The sequence below is a fragment of the Pseudomonas sp. NBRC 111132 genome (genome assembly GCF_001320565.1).
In the GTDB taxonomy this organism is placed as follows: Bacteria; Pseudomonadota; Gammaproteobacteria; order Pseudomonadales; family Pseudomonadaceae; genus Aquipseudomonas; species Aquipseudomonas putida_P.
This window is the reverse complement of record NZ_BCBI01000012.1, coordinates 76,725-102,963: the sequence shown is the minus strand read 5'-3', so window position 1 is coordinate 102,963 and position 26,239 is coordinate 76,725. Positions and strand designations below refer to the sequence as shown.

At 63.7% G+C, this 26,239-nt stretch carries 21 protein-coding genes; 9 read left to right on the top strand and 12 right to left on the bottom strand.

Annotated features, from left to right (window positions below):
- Positions 1 to 36 precede the first annotated feature (36 nt).
- Both gyrA and mtnA read right to left on the bottom strand, forming a co-directional pair.
- Entirely contained in the window at positions 37 to 2,802 is a 2,766-nt protein-coding gene (gene gyrA, locus APH35_RS08420; protein ID WP_012271036.1) for a DNA gyrase subunit A, read from the bottom strand.
- Between the two features lie 286 nt (positions 2,803 to 3,088).
- Positions 3,089 to 4,165 (bottom strand): S-methyl-5-thioribose-1-phosphate isomerase, encoded by a 1,077-nt coding sequence (mtnA, locus tag APH35_RS08415; RefSeq protein WP_012271035.1) that lies wholly within the window; start codon positions 4,163 to 4,165, stop codon positions 3,089 to 3,091.
- Positions 4,166 to 4,275: 110 nt separating this feature from the next.
- Between mtnA and ubiG the strand changes: the two genes are divergently transcribed.
- Genes ubiG through APH35_RS08400 form a run of 3 tightly spaced genes read left to right on the top strand, consistent with a single transcriptional unit; the run spans position 4,276 to position 6,410 of the window.
- Positions 4,276 to 4,974 (top strand): bifunctional 2-polyprenyl-6-hydroxyphenol methylase/3-demethylubiquinol 3-O-methyltransferase UbiG, encoded by a 699-nt coding sequence (gene ubiG / locus APH35_RS08410; RefSeq protein ID WP_012271034.1) that lies wholly within the window; start codon positions 4,276 to 4,278, stop codon positions 4,972 to 4,974.
- 2 nt (positions 4,975 to 4,976) lie between these two features.
- Positions 4,977 to 5,648 carry an N-acetylmuramic acid 6-phosphate phosphatase MupP gene (mupP, locus tag APH35_RS08405; protein ID WP_012271033.1) on the top strand — a complete coding sequence of 224 codons (672 nt, stop codon included), beginning with the start codon at positions 4,977 to 4,979 and terminating at the stop codon, positions 5,646 to 5,648.
- A gap of 21 nt (positions 5,649 to 5,669) precedes the next feature.
- On the top strand, positions 5,670 to 6,410 hold the full coding sequence (locus APH35_RS08400; protein WP_012271032.1) for a YciK family oxidoreductase: 741 nt from the start codon (positions 5,670 to 5,672) through the stop codon (positions 6,408 to 6,410).
- Positions 6,411 to 6,532: 122 nt separating this feature from the next.
- On the opposite strand, the gene APH35_RS08395 is transcribed toward APH35_RS08400, so the two are convergent.
- The 7 genes from APH35_RS08395 to APH35_RS08365 all read right to left on the bottom strand — a co-directional run bounded on the left by APH35_RS08395 (position 6,533) and on the right by APH35_RS08365 (position 14,264).
- A complete protein-coding gene (locus APH35_RS08395; RefSeq protein ID WP_012271031.1) occupies positions 6,533 to 7,318 on the bottom strand; it encodes a TenA family transcriptional regulator in 786 nt (261 codons plus the stop codon).
- 30 nt (positions 7,319 to 7,348) lie between these two features.
- A complete protein-coding gene (locus tag APH35_RS08390) occupies positions 7,349 to 9,805 on the bottom strand; it encodes an EAL domain-containing protein (RefSeq protein ID WP_060492589.1) in 2,457 nt (818 codons plus the stop codon).
- 124 nt (positions 9,806 to 9,929) lie between these two features.
- Positions 9,930 to 11,762 carry an ABC transporter ATP-binding protein gene (locus APH35_RS08385; protein ID WP_012271029.1) on the bottom strand — a complete coding sequence of 611 codons (1,833 nt, stop codon included), beginning with the start codon at positions 11,760 to 11,762 and terminating at the stop codon, positions 9,930 to 9,932.
- Positions 11,755 to 12,387 (bottom strand): DsbA family protein, encoded by a 633-nt coding sequence (locus tag APH35_RS08380; protein ID WP_012271028.1) that lies wholly within the window; start codon positions 12,385 to 12,387, stop codon positions 11,755 to 11,757. The genes APH35_RS08385 and APH35_RS08380 overlap by 8 nt, the downstream gene beginning before the upstream one ends.
- Positions 12,388 to 12,390: 3 nt before the next feature.
- A complete protein-coding gene (gene trhO / locus APH35_RS08375; RefSeq protein WP_060514538.1) occupies positions 12,391 to 13,323 on the bottom strand; it encodes an oxygen-dependent tRNA uridine(34) hydroxylase TrhO in 933 nt (310 codons plus the stop codon).
- A gap of 109 nt (positions 13,324 to 13,432) precedes the next feature.
- On the bottom strand, positions 13,433 to 13,729 hold the full coding sequence (locus APH35_RS08370; protein ID WP_012271026.1) for a BolA family protein: 297 nt from the start codon (positions 13,727 to 13,729) through the stop codon (positions 13,433 to 13,435).
- Positions 13,730 to 13,739: 10 nt separating this feature from the next.
- A complete protein-coding gene (locus APH35_RS08365; protein ID WP_003252642.1) occupies positions 13,740 to 14,264 on the bottom strand; it encodes a DUF2059 domain-containing protein in 525 nt (174 codons plus the stop codon).
- A gap of 154 nt (positions 14,265 to 14,418) precedes the next feature.
- On the opposite strand from APH35_RS08365, the gene APH35_RS08360 reads away from it, so the two are divergent.
- Positions 14,419 to 15,813, top strand: a complete 1,395-nt coding sequence (locus APH35_RS08360) for a class II fumarate hydratase (RefSeq protein ID WP_060492591.1) — start codon at positions 14,419 to 14,421, stop codon at positions 15,811 to 15,813.
- Positions 15,814 to 15,858: 45 nt separating this feature from the next.
- On the opposite strand, the gene APH35_RS08355 is transcribed toward APH35_RS08360, so the two are convergent.
- On the bottom strand, positions 15,859 to 16,821 hold the full coding sequence (locus APH35_RS08355; RefSeq protein WP_012271024.1) for a DMT family transporter: 963 nt from the start codon (positions 16,819 to 16,821) through the stop codon (positions 15,859 to 15,861).
- Positions 16,822 to 17,014: 193 nt separating this feature from the next.
- Positions 17,015 to 18,508 carry a polyphosphate:AMP phosphotransferase gene (pap, locus tag APH35_RS08350; protein ID WP_012271023.1) on the bottom strand — a complete coding sequence of 498 codons (1,494 nt, stop codon included), beginning with the start codon at positions 18,506 to 18,508 and terminating at the stop codon, positions 17,015 to 17,017.
- Between the two features lie 136 nt (positions 18,509 to 18,644).
- Between pap and mnmC the strand changes: the two genes are divergently transcribed.
- The 5 genes from mnmC (at position 18,645) to APH35_RS08325 (ending at position 25,961) form a co-directional block, all read left to right on the top strand.
- On the top strand, positions 18,645 to 20,609 hold the full coding sequence (gene mnmC, locus APH35_RS08345; protein ID WP_060492592.1) for a bifunctional tRNA (5-methylaminomethyl-2-thiouridine)(34)-methyltransferase MnmD/FAD-dependent 5-carboxymethylaminomethyl-2-thiouridine(34) oxidoreductase MnmC: 1,965 nt from the start codon (positions 18,645 to 18,647) through the stop codon (positions 20,607 to 20,609).
- A 142-nt stretch (positions 20,610 to 20,751) separates the two neighbouring features.
- Positions 20,752 to 22,539 carry an N-acetylglutaminylglutamine amidotransferase gene (locus tag APH35_RS08340; protein ID WP_060514537.1) on the top strand — a complete coding sequence of 596 codons (1,788 nt, stop codon included), beginning with the start codon at positions 20,752 to 20,754 and terminating at the stop codon, positions 22,537 to 22,539.
- Between the two features lie 3 nt (positions 22,540 to 22,542).
- Positions 22,543 to 24,288, top strand: coding sequence for an N-acetylglutaminylglutamine synthetase (ngg, locus tag APH35_RS08335; protein WP_012271020.1), 1,746 nt, complete (start codon positions 22,543 to 22,545; stop codon positions 24,286 to 24,288).
- 180 nt (positions 24,289 to 24,468) lie between these two features.
- Entirely contained in the window at positions 24,469 to 25,653 is a 1,185-nt protein-coding gene (locus APH35_RS08330) for an osmoprotectant NAGGN system M42 family peptidase (protein ID WP_012271019.1), read from the top strand.
- A gap of 80 nt (positions 25,654 to 25,733) precedes the next feature.
- The gene (locus APH35_RS08325) at positions 25,734 to 25,961 is read left to right on the top strand and encodes a YheU family protein (RefSeq protein WP_009682864.1); all 228 of its coding nucleotides are present in this window, start codon (positions 25,734 to 25,736) and stop codon (positions 25,959 to 25,961) included.
- Here the strand turns inward: APH35_RS08325 and csrA are convergent.
- Entirely contained in the window at positions 25,958 to 26,140 is a 183-nt protein-coding gene (gene csrA / locus APH35_RS08320) for a carbon storage regulator CsrA (protein WP_012271018.1), read from the bottom strand. The genes APH35_RS08325 and csrA overlap by 4 nt on opposite strands.
- Between the last annotated feature and the right edge of the window lie 99 nt (positions 26,141 to 26,239).

Sequence of the window (26,239 nt, the reverse complement as noted above, 5' to 3'; positions counted from 1 at the left end):
GGCGACCTTGGTCGCCCCGCTCGGGTTTACGCTTGCTTACTCTTGCGGGGCCTCTTCGGCGCCAGCAGCTTCTTCGTTGTCTGGCGCTTCAGCCTCGACACCCTCCTCGTCCGCCTCGACCACATCATCGAGTTCGTCCTCGGACGGCTCCTGGATACGCTCCAGGCCCACCAGCGTCTCATCAGCCGCCAGCTTGATCAGCGTAACGCCCTGGGTGTTACGGCTCAGGCTGGATACCTCGCCAACCCGGGTGCGCACCAGCGTACCCTGGTCGGAGATCAACATGATCTCCTCGCCTTCCTGCACCTGGATAGCACCGATCAGCAGACCGTTGCGCCCCTTGGTACCCATGGCGATCACACCCTGGCCACCACGGCCGCGACGCGGGAACTTGGACAGCGGGGTGCGCTTGCCGAAGCCACGCTCGGACGCGGTGAGGATCTGCGAGCCCGACTCGGGGATCAGCATGGAAATGATGCGCTGACCTTTACCCAGTTTCATGCCGCGCACACCACGCGCGTTACGGCCCATTTCACGCACTACGCTCTCAGCGAAGCGGATGACCTTGCCGGCGTCGGAGAACATCATGACTTCTTTGGCGCCGTCGGTGATGGCCGCTGCAATCAAGGTATCGCCTTCCTTCAGCTTCAAGGCGATCAGGCCGTTGGAGCGCGGACGGGCGAACTGCACCAGCGGGGTCTTCTTGACGGTGCCGGAGGCGGTAGCCATGAAGATGTACGCGCCGGTCGGCTCCGCCACCCACTCCGGAGTGTCGCCGTCTTCTTCGTCGACTTCCTCGGCCTCTACCAGCTCACCTTCGAGCACGGTGTCATCCGCTTCTTCCAGCTCTTCGTCGAGGTCGGCGTTCTGCTGCAGCGCTTCGAGGTCGATCTGCAGCATGGCGGTGATGCGCTCACCCTCCTCCAGCGGCAGCAGGTTGACCAGCGGGCGACCACGGGCAGCACGGGACGCTTCGGGGATTTCGTAGGTCTTCTTCCAGTACACCTTGCCCTTGCTGGAGAACAGCAACAGGGTGGCGTGGCTGTTGGCGACCAGCAGGTGCTCGATGTAGTCCTCGTCCTTCACGCCAGTCGCCGACTTGCCTTTGCCGCCACGGCGCTGGGCCTGGTAAGCGGACAATGGCTGGGTCTTGGCATAACCACCGTGAGAGATAGTGACCACGCGCTCTTCTTCCGGGATCATGTCGCCGTAGTTGAGGTCGTGGCTGGCATTGAGGATTTCGGTACGACGGGCATCGCCGTATTCGGCGCGAATGGCTTCCAGCTCTTCGCGGATCACTTCCATCAGGCGCTCGGCGCTGCTGAGGATGCGGATCAGTTCGCCGATCTGCTCGAGGATTTCCTGGTACTCGGCCAGCAGCTTCTCGTGCTCCAGGCCGGTCAGGCGGTGCAGGCGCAGGTCGAGAATGGCCTGAGCCTGCTCAGGCGACAGGAAGTACTTGCCATCATGCAGCCCGTACTGTTCCGGCAGGTCCTCTGGGCGGCAGGAGTCGGCGCCAGCGCGCTCGACCATGACCTGCACGGCGCTGGATTCCCACGGCGTGGAAACCAGGGCTTCCTTGGCTTCGGACGGGGTCGGCGAGGCCTTGATCAGGGCAATGACCGGGTCGATATTGGACAGCGCGACCGCCTGGCCTTCAAGGATGTGGCCACGTTCACGGGCCTTGCGCAGCTCGAACACGGTACGGCGGGTCACCACTTCACGGCGGTGACGGACGAACGCTTCGAGCAGGTCCTTGAGGTTGAGCAGGCGCGGACGGCCATCGACCAATGCCACCACGTTGATGCCGAACACGCTCTGCAGCTGGGTTTGCTGATAGAGGTTGTTGAGCACCACCTCCGGCACCTCGCCGCGACGCAGCTCGATGACGATGCGCATGCCGTCCTTGTCGGACTCGTCGCGCAGCTCGGTAATGCCTTCGATCTTCTTCTCTTTGACCAGCTCGGCGATCTTTTCGATCAGGCGTGCCTTGTTCAGCTGGTACGGCAGCTCGGTGATAACGATCTGCTGGCGGCCGCCTACCTTGTCGATGTCTTCGATCTCGGAGCGGGCACGCATGTAGATGCGGCCCCGGCCGGTGCGATAGGCCTCGATGATGCCCTGGCGACCGTTGATGATGCCGGCAGTCGGGAAGTCTGGCCCAGGAATGAACTGCATCAGCTCATCAATGGTGACGTCCGGGTTGTCGATCAGCGCCAGGCAGCCGTCGATGACCTCGCCAAGGTTGTGCGGCGGAATGTTGGTCGCCATGCCCACGGCGATACCGCTGGAGCCGTTGACCAGCAGGTTGGGAATACGGGTCGGCATGACCGCCGGAATCTGCTCGGTGCCGTCGTAGTTGGGCACCCAGTCGACGGTTTCCTTGTGCAGGTCGGCCAGCAGCTCGTGGGCCAGCTTGGTCATGCGCACTTCGGTGTATCGCATGGCCGCGGCGTTGTCGCCGTCCACCGAACCGAAGTTGCCCTGACCGTCGACCAGCAGGTAGCGCAGCGAGAACGGCTGGGCCATACGCACGATGGTGTCGTAGACCGCGGTGTCGCCGTGCGGGTGGTACTTACCGATCACGTCACCGACCACACGGGCGGATTTCTTGTACGGCTTGTTCCAGTCGTTGCCCAGTTCGCTCATCGCATAGAGAACGCGACGATGCACGGGCTTCAAGCCGTCACGCGCATCGGGCAGCGCTCGCCCGACAATCACGCTCATCGCGTAGTCGAGGTAAGACTGTCTCAGTTCGTCTTCGATATTGACCGGGAGGATTTCTTTGGCCAGTTCGCCCATGAGAAGCCTGATTCCTTTTTCTGGTGAAACTTCGCAGCTCCATCAAGGGCCGAACGAAGCTCGCCGCCGCAGCGCATATGGGTGCGACGACTTACGACAAATCAATGAGTTGTGCCATGGATCTGCGCAATGAAGGCCGCCGTGATGGGCGGTCCTGGAAACTGCCGGATGTTATCACAAAGGCGGGGGCGGTGGGGAGATGTGGCAGGTGGTCTCAGGTGGGTTTGAATCTTGAATTTTCATTGCCTGTACCGGCCTCTTCGCGGCGGTACAGGCAATACAGGCATCAGTGCAACCGCTTACGGCAAATCAGCTGGGCCAGCTTGGCAGTATCCGGGCGCTCGACGATGCCGCGCTCGGTCACGATCACATCGATCAGGTCGGCCGGGGTCACGTCGAATACCGGGTTGAACACCTCGACATCCGGCACCGCCGGGGCACCGCCAAAGTCCAGCCACTCGTCGGCGTCACGCTCCTCCAACGGGATATCCTCGCCCGTGGCCAGGTTCAGGTCGATGCTGGTGCTCGGCGCTACCACCATGAACCGCACACCATGATGCATGGCGCTGACCGCCAGCTGATAGGTGCCGATCTTGCTGGCCACGTCGCCGTTGGCGGCAATGCAGTCCGCCCCCACCACCACCCAGGTGATGCCTTTGGTCTTCATCAGGTGGGCCAGCGCCGAATCGGCGCACAGGGTCACCGGGATGCCTTCGTTGGCCAGCTCCCAGGCGGTCAGGCGCGAGCCTTGCAACCAGGGACGGGTCTCGCCGGCATAGACCCGCTCGACCATGCCCTCCAGGTAACCGGCGCGAATAACCCCCAGTGCGGTACCAAAGCCGCCGCTGGCCAGGGCGCCGGCGTTGCCGTAGGTGAGCAAGGCCTGGGCATTGCCCTGATGGCGACGGATCAGCTCGATACCTTGCTGGGACATGGTCAGGTTGGCTTCACGGTCGCTTTCATGGATAGCCACGGCTTCGGCTTCCAGCGCGGCGAGCACGTCTTCGTCCGCTCGCAGGCGCAGCAGGCGCTCGCGCATGCGGTTCAGCGCCCAGAACAGGTTGGCAGCAGTGGGGCGCGCTTCGGCCAGGGTGAGAAAGTCTTCTTCCAGGTCCATCTCCCAATCGCCACCCTGGGCCAGCCGCTCTTCAAGGGCCAGCACCAGGCCGTAGGCGGCGGCAATGCCGATGGCCGAAGCCCCGCGCACCACCATGTCGCGGATCGCCGCAGCCACCTGCGCAACATTGTCGCAGGCCAGCCAGCGCTCTTGCGACGGCAGCAGACGCTGGTCGAGCAGGTGCAAGGCGCCGCCCTGCCAGCGGATCGCGGTCACCTTCTCCGCCGCCAAAAGTCGCTCGCGCATCACCTCTCCCTGTCGTTCGGATATCAAAAGCCGGCGATTATAGCGACCCTTGGGGCTGAGCGCTCGGGTATACTCCGGCGCAATTTTGCGAAGTTTCAGAGGACTGTTCAATGAGCAACGTCGACCGCGCCGAAATCGCCAAGTTCGAAGCGCTGGCCCACCGCTGGTGGGACCGCGAAAGCGAGTTCAAGCCGCTGCACGAAATCAACCCGCTGCGCGTCAACTGGATCGACGAGCGGGCCAGCCTGGCCGGCAAGAAAGTGCTGGACGTAGGCTGTGGCGGCGGCATCCTCAGCGAAGCCATGGCCCTGCGCGGCGCCACGGTCACCGGTATCGACATGGGCGAGGCACCGCTGGCAGTGGCCCAACTGCATCAGCTGGAGTCGGGCGTGCAGGTGGAATACCGGCAGATCACCGCCGAAGCGCTGGCCGAGGAAATGCCTGAACAGTTCGACGTGGTCACCTGCCTTGAAATGCTCGAGCACGTGCCCGACCCGTCTTCGGTGATTCGCGCCTGCTACCGCATGGTCAAGCCTGGCGGCCAGGTGTTCTTCTCCACCATCAACCGCAACCCCAAGGCCTACCTGCTGGCCATCGTCGGCGCCGAATACATTCTGAAAATGCTGCCGCGCGGCACCCATGACTTCAAGAAGTTCATCCGCCCGTCCGAGCTGGGTGCCTGGAGCCGCGATGCCGGCCTGCAGGTAAAGGACATCATCGGCCTCACCTACAACCCGCTGACCAAGCACTACAAGCTCAACAGCGACGTCGACGTCAACTACATGATCCAGACCCTGCGCGAGGAATAAGCATGCGTTTGCGAGCAGTACTCTTCGACATGGACGGCACCTTGCTCGACACGGCGCCGGACTTCATCGCCATTTGCCAGGCCATGCTCGCCGAGCGCGGCCTGCCGGCCGTTGACGACAACCTGATCCGCGGCGTGATCTCTGGCGGCGCGCGCGCCATGGTTGCCGCCACGTTTGCCATGGACCCGGAAACCGAAGGCTTCGAGGCCCTGCGCCTGGAGTTCCTCGAGCGCTACCAACGCGACTGCGCGGTACACAGCAAACTGTTCGATGGCATGGCCGAGCTGCTGGCCGACATCGAAAAAGGCAACCTGCTGTGGGGCGTGGTCACCAACAAGCCGGTACGCTTCGCCGAGCCGATCATGCAGCAACTGGGCCTGGCCGAACGCTCGGCACTGCTGATCTGCCCGGACCACGTGAAAAACAGCAAACCCGACCCCGAACCGCTGATCCTGGCCTGCAAAACCTTGAACCTGGACCCGGCCAGCGTGCTGTTCGTCGGCGACGACCTGCGCGACATCGAGTCTGGCCGCGACGCTGGCACCCGCACGGCGGCGGTGCGCTACGGCTATATTCATCCAGAGGACAACCCGAACAACTGGGGCGCCGACGTGGTGGTGGACCACCCGCTGGAGCTGCGCAAAGTGATCGACAGCGCGCTGTGCGGCTGCTGAACTAGAGACAGGGAATACACAATGTTCGACTACACCGCCCGCCCCGACCTGCTGCAAGGCCGGGTCATTCTGGTGACCGGCGCCGGCCGTGGCATTGGTGCTGCTGCTGCCAAGGCCTATGCCGCACTGGGTGCCACCGTGCTGCTGCTGGGCAAGACCGAGGCCAACCTGAACGAGGTCTACGACCAGATCGAAGCCGCCGGGCACCCACAGCCGGTGGTCATCCCGTTCAACCTGGAAACCGCCCTGCCCCACCAGTACGACGAGCTGGCGGTCATGATCGAAGACCAGTTCGGCCGCCTCGACGGCCTGCTGAACAATGCCTCGATCATCGGCCCGCGCACGCCGCTGGAGCAGCTGTCGGGCGACAACTTCATGCGTGTGATGCACATCAACGTCGATGCCACCTTCATGCTCACCAGCACCTTGCTGCCACTGCTGAAGCTGTCGGAAGACGCCTCGGTGGTGTTCACCAGCAGCAGCGTCGGGCGCAAGGGCCGGGCTTACTGGGGCGCCTACGGCGTGTCGAAGTTCGCCACCGAGGGCCTGATGCAGACTCTGGCCGACGAACTGGAAGGCGTGGCGCCGGTGCGCTCCAACAGCATCAACCCGGGCGCCACGCGTACGGCGATGCGGGCTCAGGCTTACCCCAGCGAGAACCCGCAGAACAACCCGCTGCCGGAAGAGATCATGCCGGTGTATCTGTACCTGATGGGGCCGGACAGCAAAGCAGTCAACGGGCAAGCGCTCAACGCCCAGTAAGGCTTGAGATTGCCGGGGCTGCTGTGCAGCCCATCGCGACGCAAGGCCGCTCCTACAAGGGTACGCGATCTCTTGTAGGAGCGGCCTTGCGTCGCGATGGGCCGCGCAGCGGCCCCAAGGCCCTAACCCGCCGCCAACGCCGGGCGCATACGCCCCTGCTGGCGCCCTTCCAGCTGCATGCACCGTTCCAGGAACAGGTACATGCAGTCGTAACTCTTGCAAATCGCCCTGCGCAACTCGGTACGCAGCCCCAGCGTCGGGTTCTCACCGGCCAAGGTACAGATGATCTCCAGCGCCTCCCACGGGTGCGCATCGTCATACTGGGCGTGCATCTTCAGCCACTTCATCGCCCGCTTGCGCTGGTCTTCCGGGAAGCCTTGCGCGTAAGTATCGGTCGAGCACACCACCGCCGACCACTCGCCGGTCGCGCCTTCGATGGCATAGTTGGTCGCCGCCATGGAAATGGCCAGGTTCTCGGTGGCACACACCCGCCAGCACCAGTCGTTCAGGCCGTTCAGCTCGGGAGGCACTTCCTGCGCCTGCAATTCGTGCAGGTGCACGCCGTGCGCCTGGCACCAGTTTACCCAGTAGTCGGCATGGTTCAACTCGACGCGAATGTTGCGCATCAGCCAACGCCGGGCCATGTCCTCGCCCTGGTGCCGGCCGTAGCGGGTCTTGGTCAGGTTATGCGCCATGTACAGCGAAAACTGCTCCACCACCGGCCAGCCACCGATCAAGTACTGACGGATGGTCGATTGTTTCAGCTGGCCATCGCGCAGACGCGCATAGAACTCATGCTCCACCACCCGACGCTTGCTCTCGCGGCAGTCTTCAATCAGTTGCTGGGCCCATTGGGGGTAACTGGCAGGGTCCATCAAAGGCCCGATACGTACGAATGCATCAATCACTTTCAGCTCCTTGATCCTTGTGATTTCTAGCTAGCGAAACGTGCCAGGTGCCCGCTGCAACAGAGGCCGGGCGGCGATCCGTTGGCGCTGCAGACTGTCACAGGTGAACACCTGGGGGCGTTCGATCAGGTAGCCCTGGGCGTAATCCACGCCAATTTCCTGCAAGGCCTGCTCGATCAAGGGTGTTTCGACGAACTCGGCAATGGTGCGCTTACCCATCACATGGCCGATATGGTTGATGACCTCGACCATGGCCCGGTTGACCGGGTCGTCGAGCATGTCCTTGACGAAACTGCCGTCAATCTTCAGGTAATCCACGGGCAAATGCTTGAGATAGGCGAACGAGGACATGCCAGCGCAGAAATCATCGAGCGAAAAGCGGCAACCCAGCCCCTTCAACTCGTTGATGAAACGGATGGCGCTGCCCAGGTTGGCGATGGCACTGGTTTCGGTAATTTCAAAGCAGATCATTCGCGGCGGGATGGCGTACTCGACGAACAACCGCTGCAGGTATTCGAGAAACTTGTCGTCGCCGATGCTCGACCCCGACAGGTTGATCGCACAGATCGACAACGGCCCTTCGCGCCCTTCGTCCAGGCACTGGCGTATGACCAGAAACACATTGCGCACCACCCAACGGTCAAGCGCGGTCATCAGGCCGTAGCGTTCGGCCGCCGGGATAAAGCTGCTGGGCAGGATGGTACGGCCGCTTTCGTCGTGCAGGCGCAGCAGAATCTCGATGTGCCCCGGGCCTTCGAAGCTTTTCAGCGGGGCGATTTCCTGGGCATACAGGCAGAAGCGGTTTTCTTCCAAAGCCACATGCAAGCGCTGGATCCAGGCCATTTCGCCGAAGCGCATGGACAGTTCGCTGTCATCGGCATGGTACACCTGCACACGGTTGCGCCCCTTCTCCTTGGCCATGTAGCACGCCATGTCGGCAGCGCGCAGCGAAGCCTCCAGCGTGCCCGGGGCCTGGGCCATGTGCACCAGCCCGATGCTGACCGTGGTGACGAACGGCCGCCCTTTCCACACGAAGTGCAGGCTCTGCACCATCTGGCGCAATTGCTCGGCGATGCGCTCGGCCTGATCGGGCGGGCAGTTTTCCAGCAACACGCCAAATTCGTCGCCACCCAGCCGCGCCAAGGTATCGCCTTCGCGCAGGCCGGACTGCAATACGGCGCAAATGTGCCGCAACAGCTCATCGCCAGCGGCATGGCCGCAAGTGTCGTTGACCAGCTTGAACTGGTCGAGGTCGAGGAACATCAGCGAGTGCCGCCCGGCCTGGCGCGCCAGGCCGTTGAGCGCCTGCTCCAGGCGGTATTCGAACTCGCGGCGGTTGGCCAGCCCGGTCAGCGCATCGTGGGTGGCCTGCCAGGACAGGTTGGCGATGTACTGCCGCTCCTGGGTCATGTCGTGCAGCACCAGTACGATACCGCTGACCTGGCCGTCACTGACGATAGGCGAACCGACCAGGTTGATTGACACGGTGCTGCCGTCCAGCCGCTGAATCAACCTGGCGTGTTCCGCGCCGCCCTTGAGGCTGCCACTGAGCACCTGCTCGACCAGGCTGCGACCCTCCTCCTCGGCCTGCTCGTCAACCAGGCTGAACATTGCCGACAGCGGCAGGCCCAGCGCCTGGCTGGCTTGCCAGTGAGTCAATTGCTCGGCGGCCGGGTTCATGTAGCCGATACTGCCCTCCACATCGGTGGTGATCACCGCATCACCGATGGCTTGCAACGTGATCTGCGCCCGCTCTTTTTCTTCCTGAAGGGCGCTGGCAAATGCCTGGCGCTGAGCCAGCAGCTTGCTGGATCGGCGCCAGGCAATGGTAATCAGCACCATTGCCGTCAGCAGGTTGGTGATCAGCAGCACCCGCAGCAACATGCGCGAGCCTTCGCCCAAGGCATCGCTGAACGCTTTGGCCGCAGGCGTGACCCCTTCGTTAATGGTGACGATACGCGCCTTCCAGTCGCTGACCGTGCCGGCATCAACCGGGCCACTGCTCAAGCGCTGGCGCATCTCGCCAGCCAGCACATCCAGCTTGGCCAGGTAATCGTCGCCGACATCCCAGTAGTCGATGGCCGTCTGCATGTAGCTGACGTTGCGGAAATTGCGGTAGAACCAGATGATCCGCTCGACATCGTCAGGGTGGTTGCCCCCTTGCAGCACTGCCTGGCGCGCGGCCTCCAGATCAGGGTTGGGGCGGTCGAGCACCTCGCGCAACTGATGGTCGCCCTGAGGTACGGTAATGGCCTGGCGATAACGCTGGTAGGTGCTGTCGTCGCGTGTTTCAGCGTACAGGTTGAGGTAGTAGATGGCGTCTTTCTGCGCCTTGGACCACAGGCTTTCGCCCGCGACATACGCGCGCACGGCCGAGAGCGTATAAAGGCTGAGGCTGCCCAACGCCACCTGGAGGACCACAACGGCGATGAAGGGCCAGGTGATACCGAGCAACTTTGGCGCTTCTAGAGTGCGATGTCCCTTCATGGAGTCCCTGTCACAGAGCAGATAAGGCGCAAATCAACCCAGACAAGCACAGCGTAGGCCATTTGCCATCGTTGTGGAGGGGATTTTTATGACAGGGAATCGGGGGATTTGTACATCCTGAAATTCAGCTCTGCTGCAGGTGCCCATACAGCTTGGCATACAACCCGCCTTCGGCAATCAGCTGCTGGTGGTCGCCATCTTCAGCCACATGCCCACTATCGAACACCAGTACTCGATCAGCCTGCTTCACCGCCGAAAGCCGGTGGGCGATGATCAGCGTGGTGCGGCCGCTGAGGAAGCGCGCCAGGGCCTGATGCAGGTTGTACTCGGTGGCGGCATCCAGGGCCGATGTGGCCTCGTCGAGGATAACCACCTTGGGCTCGGCCAGCACCATGCGGGCAATCGCCAGGCGCTGCCGCTGGCCGCCAGACAAGCGCACCCCAGAACGCCCCAGCACACTGTCCAGGCCCTGGGGCAAGGCAGCGATGGTGGCATCCAGTTGAGCAATGTGCAGCGCCTGCCAGCAGGCATCGTCACTGCAATCACGGCCCATGGTCAGGTTGGCACGCACGCTGTCGTTGAACAGTGACGGGTGCTGCAACACCACCGCGACGTTCTCGCGCAGGGTTTCAAGGCCGATTTCCTGCAAGCTGGCCCCGCCGAAGCGGATGGTTCCGGCCTGGGCGCTGTAAAGGCCCAACAGCAGTTGCACCAGGGTGCTCTTGCCGCCGCCGCTGGCACCGACAATCGCCACCTTCTCACCCGGGGCAATCGACAGGTCGAGATGCTCCAGCACCGGCTCGTCGGCATAGGCAAAGCGCAGGTCGCGCACTTCGATACCCACGGTCTGGCGACCGGCGAACGGGTCGCTGGCGGCGGGGTACTGCGGCTCGTCGTCACGCGCCAGCAGCTCGTTGAGGCGGCTCAGCGCACCACCGGCGGCGTAATAGGCATATTGCAGGTTGAGCAGTTGCTCCACCGGGCCGATCATGAACCACAGGTAGCTGAACACCGCCAGCATCTGGCCGATCGACAAGTCTGAAAACAACACGGTAAGCATCGCCGCGGCGCGGAAGATGTCGATGCCGAACTGGAACAGCAGGCCACTGGCACGGCCACTGGCGTCGCTTTTCCATTGAGAGTCCACGGCGTAGTCGCGCACCTCACGGGCACGCAAGCCCAACCGGCCAAGGAAATAGCCCTGGCGGTTGCCCGCGCGGATTTCCTGGATGGCATCGAGGGTTTCCGCCAGTGCCTGGGTAAAGCGCGCGGTGCTGTCGTTTTCGAGCTTTTTCAGGTGTTTTACCCGCTTGCCCAACTGCACGGTGAAGTAGATCACCAGCGGGTTGAACAGCAAGATCAGCAAGGCCAGTTGCCAGTGCATCCAGATCAGGATGGCTGCCGTGCCGGTCAGGGTCAGCATGGCCACCAGGAAGCGGCTGAGGGTTTCGCCGACGAACTTGTCGAGGGTGTCCAGGTCGGTGACCAGGTGGGTGGTCACCGTGCCGCTGCCCAGGCTTTCGTATTCCTTCAGCGAAATACGCTTGAGCCGCTCGATCAGGCGAATGCGCAGGCGGTAGACGATATCCTTGGCCAAGCCGGCGAACAGCTTGGCCTGAATCACGTTGAACGCCAGCGCAGCCAGGCGCAGGCACAGGGTGAGTGCCAGCATCAGGCCAATGTAGCCGGCGGCCACCTGCCAGCTGGACGGCAGCAGGTGGTTCATCCACTTCAACGCGGCATCACCATGGCCGAGCAGCACCTCATCCACCAGCAACGGCAGCAGCAGCGGAATGGGCACACTGCAGCATGCCGCCAGCACAGCGATGAGGTTGGCAGACCAGAGGTTTTTCTTGTGATGCAGGGCCAGGCGGCGGATTTCCGCCCAGCTCAGTCGATCGGCCGCACTGTATGGCTTGCCCGGCACCGGGTCGGGTGACCCAGGCACATCAAGCACAGGCAGCCTGCTGCAGCCAACGGCCGAGCAAGGGTTGCAGGCGCTCCAGCGGCTGATAGCCGTTGGTCAGCAAGGCCAGTTGGCCGTTGCGCTCGGCCAACAGGGTCGGGAAGCCGGCGATACCCAGGTCCTGCGCCCAGGCGAAGTCGGCCGCTGTGGCAGCACGGGTGTCGGCACGGGCGAAGGTTTCGGCGAACACGGCACGGTCGAAGCCGGCCTGTTCAGCCAGCTCGACCAGCTGTGGCGCGGTGGTCACATCCATGCCTTGCTCGTAGAACGCACGCTGGATCAGCGCCAGCAGCGGCCAGACGCGCTCGGCGTCCAGCTCACGGGCTGTGACCAGAGCACGGCAGGCCGGCTCGGTGTCGTAGACGAAGCCGTCGGGCATGGCACCCTCGAAGCGGAACGGCTGGCCGGTAGCCTCAGCCACCGCCTGCCAGTGTTCGAGGATGTACTTGCGGGTGGAGCTGTCCAAGGCGCTGCCGCCGGTACGCAGCCCACCCGGCACCAGACGGGTGGCAACGCCTGCCTCACGCGCCTGGGCGATCAGGGCCGCGGCCACTGGCGCGAAACCCCAGCACCAGGAGCACATCGGGTCCATCACATAGATCAGGCGTGCAGACATGCATCAGGCCTCGGCTTTGTAGTTGTAACCGATCGGGTGCGGCAGGTTGCGGGCCTTGGCCAGCTCGATCTGCTTCTGCCGGTCGATGGCACTGCGCCGGGTCTTTTCGCTCAGGGTGTCCCAGCAATGCGGGCAGCTGACACCTGGCGAATAGTGCTCGGACGCACGCTCCTGTGCATTGATCGGGTGGCGGCAGGCGTGGCACTGGTCGTACTCGCCTTCGCTCAGGTCATGGCGCACCGTGACGCGGTTGTCGAAGACGAAGCAGTCGCCGTCCCACAGGCTTTCTTCCTGAGGCACTTCCTCGAAGTATTTCAGGATGCCGCCCTTAAGATGATAGACCGCATCAAAGCCTTCACCGAGCATGTAGCTGGAGGCTTTTTCACAGCGGATGCCACCGGTGCAGAACATGGCCACTTTCTTGTGCTTGCTCGGGTCGAAGTTGGCCTTGATGTACTCCGGGAATTCACGGAAGGTTTCGGTCTTCGGGTCGATGGCGCCCTTGAAAGTACCGATGGCCACTTCGTAGTCGTTACGGGTGTCGATCAGCAGCACTTCCGGGTCGCTGATCAAGGCGTTCCAGTCCTTGGGCTCGACATAGGTGCCGACTGCCTGGTTGGGGTCTACGCCCGGCACGCCGAGGGTGACGATTTCTTTCTTGAGCTTGACCTTGGTGCGGTAGAAGGGCTGTTCGTCGCAGTACGACTCTTTATGGTCGACATCGACCAGGCGCGGATCGTTGCGCAGCCAGGCCAGCAGGCCGTCGATGCCTTCGCGGGTGGCCGACACGGTGCCGTTGATGCCCTCGTGGGCCAGCAGCAGGGTGCCTTTGACGTTGTTGTCGAGCATGGCTTGCAGCAGCGGCTCGCGCAGCTCGACGTAGTCTTCCAGAGTGACGAACTTGTACAGCGCCGCGACGACGATGGCTTGGGACATGAAGCAGATTCTCCAGGTGGTTGCCCTCGTAAGGGGCGGACCGGATTGACAAATAAAAACGCGCCGACAAGCGGCGCGTTGCGAATTCTACCAGAACGACAAAAAGGTTTCAGTGCCCGCCGCCCGCACACACCGGCGAGGCCGGTGCAACGCCGACCTTGGCCCACTCTTCGGCGGTGTAGGTGTGGATAGCCAGGGCGTGGATCTCACCCATCAGCTCACCCATGGTGGCATAGACCTTCTGGTGGCGCTTGACGCTGTTCAACCCGGCAAACTGCTCGCTGACGATCACTGCTTTGTAGTGGGTCTCCTGACCACGACTGTGCATGTGGCTTTCGTTGAGCACTTGCAGGTGTTGCGGCGCCAGCGTGGCCAGCTGCTGTTCGATACGCTGTTGCATGGTCATCGCGGCGTACTCACTTCTTCGCCGGGGCGGCGGCCTTGCCTGCGTTCGGGTCCAGTTCCTTGGTCATGTCTTCCAGCAGCTTGTTCACCACTGGCACCGCTGGCTCCAGGCTCTGTTGGGTCAGCTGCGCCGACTGCTGGGTAACCTTGGGCATTTCACGCAGCACTTTCTTGCCCAGTGGCGATTCATAGAACTTGACCAGGTCCTTGAGCTCCTGCTCGGTGAAGGTCTGGGTGTACAGGTCGACCATCTTCGGCTTCAGCTTGTTCCAGCCGATGGCGTTGTCCAGTGCCGCGTTGGCCTTGGCCTGGTAGCTTTCCAGTACCGGCTGCTTGGCGGCCGGGGCCTTGGTCTGGGCGAAACGCTGGGCGAACATTTGCTGTACTTGCATGTACACCGGGGTGCCCAGCTTGTCGGCGTTGGCCAGGGTCAGGAATTTCTCGGCAGCAGCGTTGTGGCTGGCGGTGGCAGCGAGTACCTGGCCGCTGGCGCAAACCAGGGCAACGGCGGCACAAAGGACACGGAGACGGGTCATTGCATTTCCTTCAAAGAGACGGAGGCGGGTACCTCAGAGTAGAGCATTCTGCGCCGTGGTGGCGATGTGCTCAAGTGGCACGACGAGCGACGGAACCGCTCGGTCGAATCAGGGCCTAAACTGCGATTTCGAACTACACAGGAGTGAGTACAGAATGAGCCGTATCGAGACAGACAGCCTGGGCCCGGTCGAAGTTCCGGAGGACGCCTACTGGGGTGCGCAGACCCAGCGTTCGCTGATCAACTTCGCCATTGGCAAGGAACGCATGCCCCTCGCGGTGCTGCACGCCCTGGCACTGATCAAGAAGGCCGCGGCGCGCGTCAACGACCGCAATGGCGACTTGCCGGCCGACATCGCCCGGTTGATCGAACAGGCCGCCGATGAAGTGCTGGATGGCAAGCACGATGACCAGTTCCCGCTCGTCGTCTGGCAAACGGGCAGCGGCACCCAGAGCAACATGAACGTCAACGAGGTTATTGCCGGGCGCGCCAACGAGCTGGCCGGCAAAGGCCGTGGCGGCAAGGCGCCAGTACACCCCAACGACCACGTCAACCGCTCGCAAAGCTCCAACGACTGCTTCCCCACGGCCATGCACATTGCTGCTGCGCAGGCAGTGCATGAACAGCTGCTGCCAGCGATCGCCGAGTTGTCGTCAGGGCTGGCCGAGTTGTCGGCGCGCCACCACAAGCTGGTGAAAACCGGCCGCACGCACATGATGGACGCCACACCGATCACCTTCGGCCAGGAGGTTTCGGCCTTCGTCGCGCAACTCGACTACGCCCAGCGCGCCATCCGCGCCACCCTGCCGGCGGTGTGTGAACTGGCCCAGGGCGGTACCGCCGTGGGTACCGGGCTCAACGCCCCGCATGGTTTTGCCGAAGCCATCGCTGCCGAGTTGGCGGCGGAGTCCGGGCTGCCATTCGTCACCGCGCCCAACAAGTTTGCCGCCCTCGCTGGCCACGAACCGCTGACCAGCCTGGCCGGGGCCCTGAAGACCCTGGCTGTAGCCCTGATGAAAATCGCCAACGACCTGCGCCTGCTGGGCTCTGGCCCGCGCGCGGGGCTGGCCGAGGTGCGCCTGCCGGCCAACGAGCCGGGCAGTTCGATCATGCCGGGCAAGGTCAACCCGACCCAGTGCGAGGCACTGTCGATGCTGGCCTGCCAGGTGCTGGGCAATGACGCGGCGATTGGTTTTGCCGCCAGCCAGGGGCATTTGCAGTTGAACGTGTTCAAGCCGGTAATCATTCATAACCTGCTGCAATCGGTCGAATTGCTGGCCGATGGTTGCCGCAATTTCCAGCTGCATTGCGTGGCGGGTATCGAACCGGATGCCCAGCAGATGGCTGCGCACCTGGAACGCGGGTTGATGCTGGTGACCGCGCTCAACCCGCACATTGGCTATGACAAGGCGGCGGAAATTGCCAAGAAGGCTTACAGCGAAGGCAAGACCTTGAGGGAGGCGGCTTTGGAGTTGAAGTATCTGACCAATGAGCAGTTCGACCAGTGGGTGCGGCCAGAGAACATGCTGGCCCCAGGGGGGCATGGCTAAATCGGCCAGCCACTCATTACCCGGGCATTGTGGGAACGCGTAGGCTTAATGAACCTGGGCCAATCGCGCTTTGCGGGCCCGCCACCCGGCAACCAGCGATGGCCCCAGCGCCACCACCGCCGAGCCGAACACCACGGTTACCGCTCCCACATAGCCCAGGGCATTGATGTCCTCGGCATGTACGTACGCTGGCCAAATCACCGCCGCCAGCGCCACCGCGACAAAGGTCACCAGCGGCGTCAGCGCCAGGGTGGCACTCACTCGCGACGCCTCCCAGTGCGCCAGCGCTTCGGCAAACGCGCCATAGGCCACCAGGGTATTCAGGCAACAGGCCAGCAGCAGCCAACCTTGCACTGGGGTCAGTTGCAGCGCTTCCAGCGGGTGCACCCAAGGCGTGAGCAGCGCGGCGCAACTGAGGTAGATCACCATCATTACCTGTTGCGAATGCCATACGGTCAGCAATTGCTTCTGGCTCAGGGCGTAGAACACCCAGATGCTGGTGGCCAGCAGGATAGTCAGCACCCCGGTGGTGTAGGTGCCCAGCGACGTCAGCAGTTCTTCCAGGCGCTGGTTGAAAAACAGCCCAAAACCCGCCAGCAGAATCAGCAGGCCCACGCCCTGCCCCAGGCTGAAGCGCTCGCGGAACACGAATACGCTGGCCACCAGTAACAGCACCGGGCCGATTTGCACCACCAGTTGCGCGGTGCCGGGGCTGAGCAGCTTGAGACCGATCAGGTACAGCACGTAGTTACCCATCAAGCCAAGCACGGCCAGCACCACCAGGCCTTTGCCCTTGGGCGTAAGTTTGCGCACGGACGGCAAGCGCCGCTGAGCCGCCAGCCAGGCGAACAGCAGGCCGCCGGAGACCGACAAGCGATACCAGGTGACGGTGATCGGGTCGACCACTTGCAGCACCTGCTTGAGCTTGATCGGCAAGATACCCCAGAGCAGCGCCGTCAGAAGCGCCAGGAACAGCCCATAGCCCCAGCGGCCGGAAGTGGTGTGCATAAAATCCTCGATCAAACCCGTGGTGGGGGTGATTGGATTCTACGGACTTGGAGGGCCGTGGCGGGAAAGCGTGCCGAGAAAAGAATTCATCAGGTCATTCTTCGGCGGCATGGCTTGGCAAATGTGATGCCTGTTCTGGCCTCTTCGCGGGTAAAAACGCGAAGAGGCCAGAACAGGCAACCAGGATCTTCGATTATTTCTTGTCCTTGGCAAACGCCGCTTCCAGCGCCTGGTTGATGGTGCGCAACACCTTCACCCGCGCCCAGCGCTTGTCATTGGCCTCCACCAGCGTCCACGGTGCAATCTCGCTGCTGGTGCGGTCGACCATGTCGCCCACTGCCTGGGTGTACTCGCCCCACTTGTCACGGTTGCGCCAGTCCTCCTCGGTGATCTTGTAGCGTTTGAATGGGATCTGCTCGCGCTCTTCGAAGCGCTCCAGCTGGGTTTGCTGGTCAATCGCCAGCCAGAACTTGACCACCACCACGCCGGCGTTCACCAACTGCTCTTCAAAGTCGTTGATCTCGCTGTACGCGCGCATCCAGTCGGCCGGGCTGCAAAAGCCTTCCACCCGCTCCACCAGCACCCGGCCATACCAGGAACGGTCGAAGATGGTGAACTTGCCACGCGCCGGTATATGCCGCCAGAACCGCCAAAGGTACGGCTGGGCGCGCTCTTCTTCGGTGGGTGCGGCAATCGGCACGATGCGGTACTGGCGCGGGTCCAACGCAGCCGCCACGCGGCGGATGGCACCGCCCTTGCCGGCGGCGTCGTTGCCTTCGAACACCGCCACCAGCGCGTGCCGGCGCATATGCTTGTCACGCAGCAGGCCTGCCAGGCGGGCCTGTTCGGTGACCAGCTGTTCCTGGTAGTCGGCCTTGTCCAGGCGCAAGGTCATGTCCAGGGCGCCAAGCAGGCTGCGGTCGTCGATGCTGCGGCCAAGCGGGGCCACGTTGCCCTGGTGCTTGCCCTTGGGGTTGTTGGCCAGGGCGGCTTGCAGGCTTTCCAGCAGGATGCGCCCCACCGCCAGGCTGCGATAATTCGGGTCGACCCCTTCGACGATATGCCACGGGGCATAGTCGCGGCTGGTGCGGCGCAGCACGCGCTCGCCAAAGCGCACGAACCGGTCGTAGGTTTCTGACTGCTGCCAGTCCAGCGGGCTGATCTTCCAGCTGTGCAGCGGGTCGTCCTTGAGCGATTTCAGCCGTGCCTTCATCTGCTTCTTGGACAGGTGGAACCAGAACTTGATGATCAGCGCACCTTCGTCACACAGCATCTGCTCCAGGCGCTCGGCGCCCATGATGGCCTGATCGAGCACGGCGTCCTTGAACACCCCATGCACCCGCCCCTGCAGCATCTGGCTGTACCAGTTGCCGAAGAACACGCCCATCCGCCCCTTCGGTGGCAAGGCCCGCCAGTAACGCCAGGCGGGTGGCCGGGCCAGTTCCTCGTCGGTCTGCTGGTCGAACGTGAGCACATCGATCATGCGCGGGTCCATCCACTCGTTGAGCAGTTTTACCGTCTCACCCTTGCCGGCGCCTTCGATGCCGTTGATCAGCACGATCACCGGGAAACGCGCCTGCTGCTTGAGTTCGTACTGGGCTTCGAGCAGGGCCTCGCGCAAAGCGGGCACCTCGGCGTCGTAAGCCTCCTTGTCGATGCTGTGGCCGATTTCGGCAGATTCGAACATGCACTGGCTCCTTCAATGGATAACCAAGACTAGCGGATTTCATTTCTGCCTGTACTGGCCTGTTCGAGAATGAACGCGCTCCCACAGCTGACCCGGATGACATAAAATCTCGCCATCCGCTGCAACCGAGCCAACCATGTCCACCCTCCTCCAGCACGCCCAGATCGACTGGGATGACCAGGGCCGCCCCCACTCGCGGCAATACGACGACGTCTATTTCGCGGTCAACGAAGGCATTGAAGAAACCAAGCACGTGTTCCTCGGCCAGACCCGCCTGGCCGAGCGCTTTGCCAACCTGGCGCCGCATACCTGCGGGGTGATCGGCGAAACCGGTTTTGGCACCGGGATGAATTTTTTCTGCGCCTGGCAGCTGTTCGACCAGCACGCTCACCGCGACGCGCGCCTGCACTTCGTCAGCGTCGAAAAGTACCCCCTTGGCCACGCTGACATGGCCCGCGCCGTAAGTCTGTGGCCTGAGCTAGCTGCCTATACCGAGCCGCTGCTGGAGCAATACGTGGCGGTACACCCAGGTTTTCAGCAGTTCACCTTCGCCAATGGCCGGGTCACCCTCACGCTGTTGATCGGCGATGTGCTGGAACAGCTGCCGCAACTCGATGCACAGATCGATGTGTGGTTCCTCGATGGCTTCGCCCCCGCCAAGAACCCCGACATGTGGACCCCAGAGCTGTTCGCGCAGCTGGCGCGGCTATCGCACCCGGGCACTGTGCTGGGCACGTTCACCACCACCGGGTGGGTACGCCGCAGCCTGGTCGAAGCTGGCTTCGCCATGAAGAAGGTGCCAGGCATCGGCAAGAAGTGGGAGGTGATGAGCGGCGCCTACGTCGGCCCCGTCCCCGGTCCCAAAGCCCCCTGGTACGCACGCCCAGCGGTTGCACAAGGGCCGCGCGAAGCGCTGGTGATCGGTGCCGGGCTCGCCGGCAGCACCACCGCTGCCAGCCTGGCCCGGCGTGGCTGGCAGGTCACCGTGCTGGAGCGCCACGAAGCTCCGGCCCAGGAAGCTTCGGGTAACCCGCAAGGGGTGCTGTACCTCAAGCTGTCTGCCCATGGCACCGCGCTGTCGCAGATGATTCTGTCCGGGTTCGGCTACACACGGCGCCAGCTCCAGCGCTTGCAACGTGGCCAGGACTGGGATGCCTGCGGCGTGCTGCAGTTGGCCTTCGACGCCAAGGAGGCCGAACGCCAGGGCAAACTGGCCGCCGCCTTCGACCACGACTTGCTGCACGCGCTGGAGCGCGCCGAGGCCGAAGCCATCGCCGGGGTGGCCTTGCCAGCCGGTGGGTTGTTCTACCCCGAAGGGGGTTGGGTGCACCCGCCGGCGCTGTGCCAGCAGCAGTTGCAGCACCCAGGTATTCGCCTGCTGACCCACCAGGACGTCATCGAGCTGCGCAGCATTGGTCAACAATGGCAAGCCTGGGCTGGCGATCGCCTGCTGGCCAGCGCACCGGTGGTGGTCCTGGCCGGCGCTGCCGATGTGCGCCGTTTCGAGCCTTGCGCGCAGTTGCCGCTCAAGCGCATCCGTGGGCAGATCACCCGCTTGCCGGCCACCGCCAGCAGCCGGGCGCTGCGTACCGTAGTGTGCGCGGAAGGCTATGTGGCACCACCGCGCGGGGATGAACATACCCTGGGCGCGAGTTTTGATTTCCACAGCGAAGACCTTGCGCCGACGGTGGCCGAACACCAGGGCAACCTGGCGCTGCTGGACGAGATTTCCGTCGACCTGGCGCAGCGGCTGGGCGTGGCTGAACTGGACGCTGAACAACTGCAGGGGCGTGCAGCGTTCCGTTGCACCAGCCCGGATTACCTGCCAATCGTCGGGCCGCTGGCCGACAGCCAGGCGTTTGCCGAGGCCTATGCGGTGCTGGGCCGGGATGCGCGGCAGGTGCCGGATGTGGCCTGCCCATGGCTGGGCGGGTTGTACGTGAACAGTGGGCATGGCTCGCGCGGGTTGATCACAGCGCCGTTGAGTGGCGAGCTGGTGGCGGCCTGGGTGTGCGGGGAACCGTTGCCGTTGCCCCGCGCGGTGGCAGAAGCTTGTCATCCGAACCGGTTCGCCTTGCGTAGGCTGATTCGGGGCAAGTGATAGCTCTCGGGGCGTAGTGCCCCCCAGGACTCAACCTCATATAACAGATTGTTCTAAAACTCTCGCAAAGCACACAGGTCAGTTCCTGAAGGTGCCCTAATCCGGGGCACCACCTCCCCAACGGAAAAACCGGTAAGGACTTATGTGCGGATTAGCAGGAGAGTTGCGTTTCACCCCTATCGACCAAGCCCCTCGCCCAGCCGACCTGGCTGCGGTAGAGCGCATCACCCATCACCTGGCGCCACGCGGCCCGGATGCGTGGGGCTTCCATAGCCAAGGCCCGATTGCCCTTGGCCACCGGCGCCTGAAAATCATGGACTTGTCCGATGGCTCGGCGCAGCCGATGGTCGACAACACCCTGGGCCTGTCACTGGCTTTCAACGGTGCCATCTACAACTTCCCCGAACTGCGCCAGGAACTGCAAGACCTGGGCTACAGCTTCTGGTCCGACGGCGATACCGAGGTGCTGCTCAAGGGCTACCACGCCTGGGGCGCGGCACTGCTGCCCAAGCTCAACGGCATGTTTGCCCTGGCCATCTGGGAGCGCGATAACCAGCGCCTGTTCCTGGCCCGCGACCGCCTCGGCGTGAAGCCCTTGTACCTGTCGCGCAACGGCGAGCGCCTGCGCTTTGCCTCTACCCTGCCGGCGCTGCTCAAGGGCGGCGACATCGACCCGATGCTCGACCCGGTGGCGCTCAACCACTACCTGAACTTCCACGCCGTGGTGCCAGCACCGCGCACCCTGCTGGCCAACGTGCAAAAGCTGGAACCCGGCACCTGGATGCGCATTGACCGGCATGGCGAAGTAGAGCGCCAGACCTGGTGGCAACTGCAATACGGCGCCAACCCGGACGAGCGCGATCTCGACCTGGAAGGCTGGACCACCCGCGTGCTCGACGCCACCCGTGACGCCGTGGCCATTCGCCAACGGGCTGCCGTCGACGTGGGTGTGTTGCTGTCCGGCGGGGTCGATTCCAGCCTGCTGGTGGGCCTGTTGCGCGAAGTGGGCGTGGACGACCTGTCGACCTTCTCCATCGGCTTCGAGGACGCCGGCGGCGAGCGCGGCGACGAGTTCCAGTATTCCGACCTGATCGCCAAGCACTACGGCACCCGCCATCACCAACTGCGCATTGCCGAACACGAAATCATCGACCAGTTGCCGGCCGCGTTCCGCGCCATGAGCGAGCCGATGGTCAGCCACGACTGCATCGCCTTCTACCTGCTGTCGCGGGAAGTGGCCAAGCACTGCAAAGGCGTGCAGAGCGGCCAGGGCGCGGACGAACTGTTCGCCGGTTACCACTGGTACCCGCAGGTGGCCGGCGCCGACGATGCCTTTGCTGCCTACCGCGACGCCTTCTTCGACCGCAGCCATGCCGAGTACCGCGATACCGTACAGGCCCCTTGGCTGTTGGAAACCGACGCCGCCGGTGACTTCGTGCGCGAGCACTTCGCCCGCCCCGGCGCACGGGACGCGGTGGACAAGGCCCTGCGCCTGGATAGCACGGTGATGCTGGTCGACGACCCGGTCAAACGGGTGGACAACATGACCATGGCCTGGGGCCTCGAAGCACGCACGCCATTCCTCGACTACCGCCTGGTGGAACTGTCGGCACGCATCCCGGCGCGCTTCAAGCTGCCCGACGGCGGCAAGCAGGTGCTCAAGCAGGCAGCACGGCGGGTGATCCCGCACGAGGTAATCGACCGCAAAAAGGGCTACTTCCCGGTGCCGGGCCTGAAACACCTGGAAGGCGCCACCCTGGGCTGGGTGCGTGAGCTGCTGACCGACCCCAGCCAGGACCGTGGGCTGTTCAACCCAGCCATGCTCGACCGCCTGCTGAGCAACCCGCATGGCCAGCTGACGCCGCTGCGCGGCTCCAAGCTGTGGCAGCTGGCGGCGCTGAACCTGTGGCTGAGCGAACAAGGAATCTGACCGATGAAAGCCCATGAAATCGCTTACGGGCAGCGCCTGCTGCGCGGCCAGGCGCCGTCCTATGAGCGCCTGCAGGCGCGCCTGGCCGGCGACGGCAGCCAGCCCCACGACCAGCCGCGAGCCGTGCACTGCGGCTGGGGCCGGCTGCTGATCGGCCACACCTACCCCGACCCGGTTTCGCTGGCCGAGGACTTGCTCGACGAATGCCCCGGCGAGCGCGATATCGCCCTGTACGTGGCCGCGCCCCAGCAATTGCTGGCCCAGGCCCCGCAGCAGTTGTTCCTGGACCCGTCCGACACCTTGCGCCTGTGGTTCACCGACTACCGCCCGGCGCAGCGGGTGTTCCGCGGCTTCCGCGTGCGCCGGGCGCAGAACCCCGCCGACTGGCAGGCGATCAACACCCTGTACCAGGCACGCAGCATGCTGCCGGTGGACGCCGAACTACTGACCCCTCGGCACCTGGGCGGCCCGGTGTACTGGCTGGCCGAAGACGAAGACAGCGGCGCTGTGATCGGCAGCGTCATGGGCCTGAACCACGCCAAGGCGTTCGATGACCCTGAGCATGGCAGCAGCCTGTGGTGCCTGGCCGTGGACCCGCACTGCACCCGCCCAGGCGTGGGTGAGGTGCTGGTGCGCCACCTGATCGAGCACTTCATGAGCCGGGGCCTGGCCTACCTCGACCTGTCGGTGCTGCACGACAACCGCCAGGCCAAGCGCCTGTACCAGAAGCTGGGCTTTCGCAACCTGCCCACCTTTGCGGTCAAGCGCAAAAATGGCATCAACGAGCAGTTGTTCCTCGGGCCCGGGCCGCAAGCCGACCTTAACCCCTATGCCCGCATCATCGTCGACGAGGCGTTGCGCCGGGGCATCGAAGTACAGGTGGATGACGCCGCTGGCGGCCTGTTCACGCTGAGCCTGGGTGGGCGGCGCATTCGCTGCCGTGAATCGCTCAGCGACCTGACCAGTGCCGTGACCATGACCCTGTGCCAAGACAAGCGCCTGACCCAGCACGCCCTGCACAACGCTGGGCTGCAGGTGCCGGCGCAGCAACTGGCGGGCAATGCCGACGACAACCTGGCGTTTCTCGACGAGCATGGCGCAGTCGTGGTCAAGCCGGTCGACGGTGAGCAAGGCCAGGGCGTGGCGGTGAACCTGACCTGCATCGACGACATCACCCGCGCCGTGGCGCACGCCCGCCAGTTCGACAGCCGCGTGTTGCTGGAAAGCTTCCATGCCGGCTTCGACCTGCGCATCGTGGTGATCGGCTACGAAGTGGTGGCCGCCGCCATCCGTCACCCGGCGCAGGTGCTGGGCGATGGCAAGCACAGTGTGCGCCAGTTGATCGAGGCCCAGAGCCGCCGGCGCCAGGCCGCCACCAGTGGCGAAAGCCGCATCCCGCTGGACGACGAAACCGAGCGCACCTTGCGCGCGGCAGGCTTGGGCTATGACGACGTGCTGCCTGCCGGCCAGCGTCTGGCCGTGCGGCGCACCGCCAATCTGCACACCGGCGGCACCCTGGAAGACGTCACCGAGCGCCTGCACCCGGTACTGGCCGACGCTGCTGTGCGCGCTGCTCGGGCGCTGGAAATTCCGGTGGTGGGGCTGGACTTCATGGTGCGTGACGCCGGGCAGCCGGAGTACGTGATCATCGAGGCCAACGAACGTGCCGGCCTGGCCAACCATGAACCGCAGCCAACGGCCGAGCGCTTTATCGACTTGCTGTTTCCGCATAGCCGACCTTTGGCCTGACAACTGCTCGGCTTTTTGTAGGAGCGGCCTTGTGTCGCGAAAGGGCCGCAAAGCGGCCCCAGCAATCTAAGCAGCGAAGCTGAAATCCTGGGGGCGCTTCGCACCCCTTTCGCGACACAAGGCCGCTCCTACAAAGACCGCGCCACAGCCTGGAATATCAACCCGACCGGAGGCCTGGACATGTCCGAACGACTCCCCGAACCCGATCTCGACTACCTCAAACGTGTGCTCCTGGAAATGCTCGCCATCCCCAGCCCCACCGGGTTCACCGATACCATCGTGCGCTACGTTGCCGAACGCCTGGACGAACTGGGCATCCCCTTCGAGCTGACCCGCCGTGGCACCATCCGCGCCACCCTCAAGGGCCGGCAAACTTCACCCGACCGGGCCGTGTCCGCCCACCTCGACACCATCGGCGCCAGTGTGCGCCAGCTGCAGGACAACGGCCGCCTGGCCCTGGCGCCAGTGGGTTGCTGGTCCAGCCGCTTCGCCGAAGGCAGTCGCGTCAGCGTGTTCACCGATACCGGGGTGTTCCGCGGCAGCGTTCTGCCGCTGATGGCCAGCGGGCATGCCTTCAACACCGCCATCGACCAGATGCCTATCAGCTGGGATCATGTGGAAGTACGCCTGGACGCCTACTGCGCCACCCGCGCCGACTGCGAGGCACTGGGCGTGAGCATCGGTGACTTCGTGGCCTTCGACCCTTTGCCCGAGTTCACCGAAAGCGGCCACATCAGCGCCCGCCATCTGGACGACAAGGCTGGCGTAGCCGCATTGCTGGCAGCATTGAAGGCCGTGGTGGAAAGCGGCCGGCAACCTTTGATCGATTGCCACCCGCTGTTCACCATCACCGAAGAAACCGGCTCAGGGGCAGCCGGTGCCCTGCCTTGGGACGTCAGCGAGTTCGTCGGCATCGACATCGCCCCGGTGGCGCCCGGGCAGGCGTCCAGCGAGCATGCCGTGAGCGTGGCCATGCAGGACTCGTCGGGGCCTTACGACTACCACCTGTCCCGGCACCTGCTGAAACTGGCCGGCGACCACGACTTGCCCGTGCGGCGTGACCTGTTCCGCTATTACTTCAGCGACGCCCATTCGGCCGTGACGGCGGGGCACGATATTCGCACTGCGCTGGTGGCGTTTGGCTGCGATGCCACCCATGGGTACGAGCGTACCCATATCGACAGCCTGGCAGCGCTGAGCCGGTTGTTGTCGGCGTACCTGTTGAGCCCACCGGTGTTCGCCAGCGATTCGCAACCGGCCAATGCGTCGCTTGAACGCTTCAGCCATCAGCTGGAGCATGATGCGCAGATGGAGAGCGATACGCGGGTGCCGACGGTGGATAGCCTGGTTGGCAATAAAGGCTGAAGGCCCTGGGGCTGTTATGCAGCCCCAAAACTCGAATGTTTCGCGTAGCATGGCCACACCTACTTCAGACACCACCCACCATGCTGATCCCCTACGAGCAACTGCAAGCCGAAACCCTGACCCGCCTGATCGAGGACTTCGTCACCCGCGACGGCACCGACAACGGCGACGACACCCCGCTGGAAACCCGTGTGCTGCGGGTGCGCCAGGCCCTGGCCAAAGGCCAGGCGTTCATCCTGTTCGACCCGGAAAGCCAGCAGTGCCAGTTGCTGGCCAAGCACGATGTGCCCCGTGAGCTGCTTGACTAGCAGCTCTTGCCTTGTTTGGCCTCCTGGATGCGCTTGTATACCTCGGCCCGATGCACCGGGACCTCGCGCGGCGCATCCACGCCAAAGCGCACCACCCCCTCACGGGTTTCCACCACCCTGATGCGAATATCATCGCCAATCACGATGGTCTCACCCACTTCGCGTCCTATTACCAGCATGGTCCGGTCCTCCACCGAAAGGGAAAACCGGAGCCTGCCGTGTCGGCATTCCCCTACTCAATAGTTCTGCAGTGAATCAGAAGAACCCTACTCCGCCAG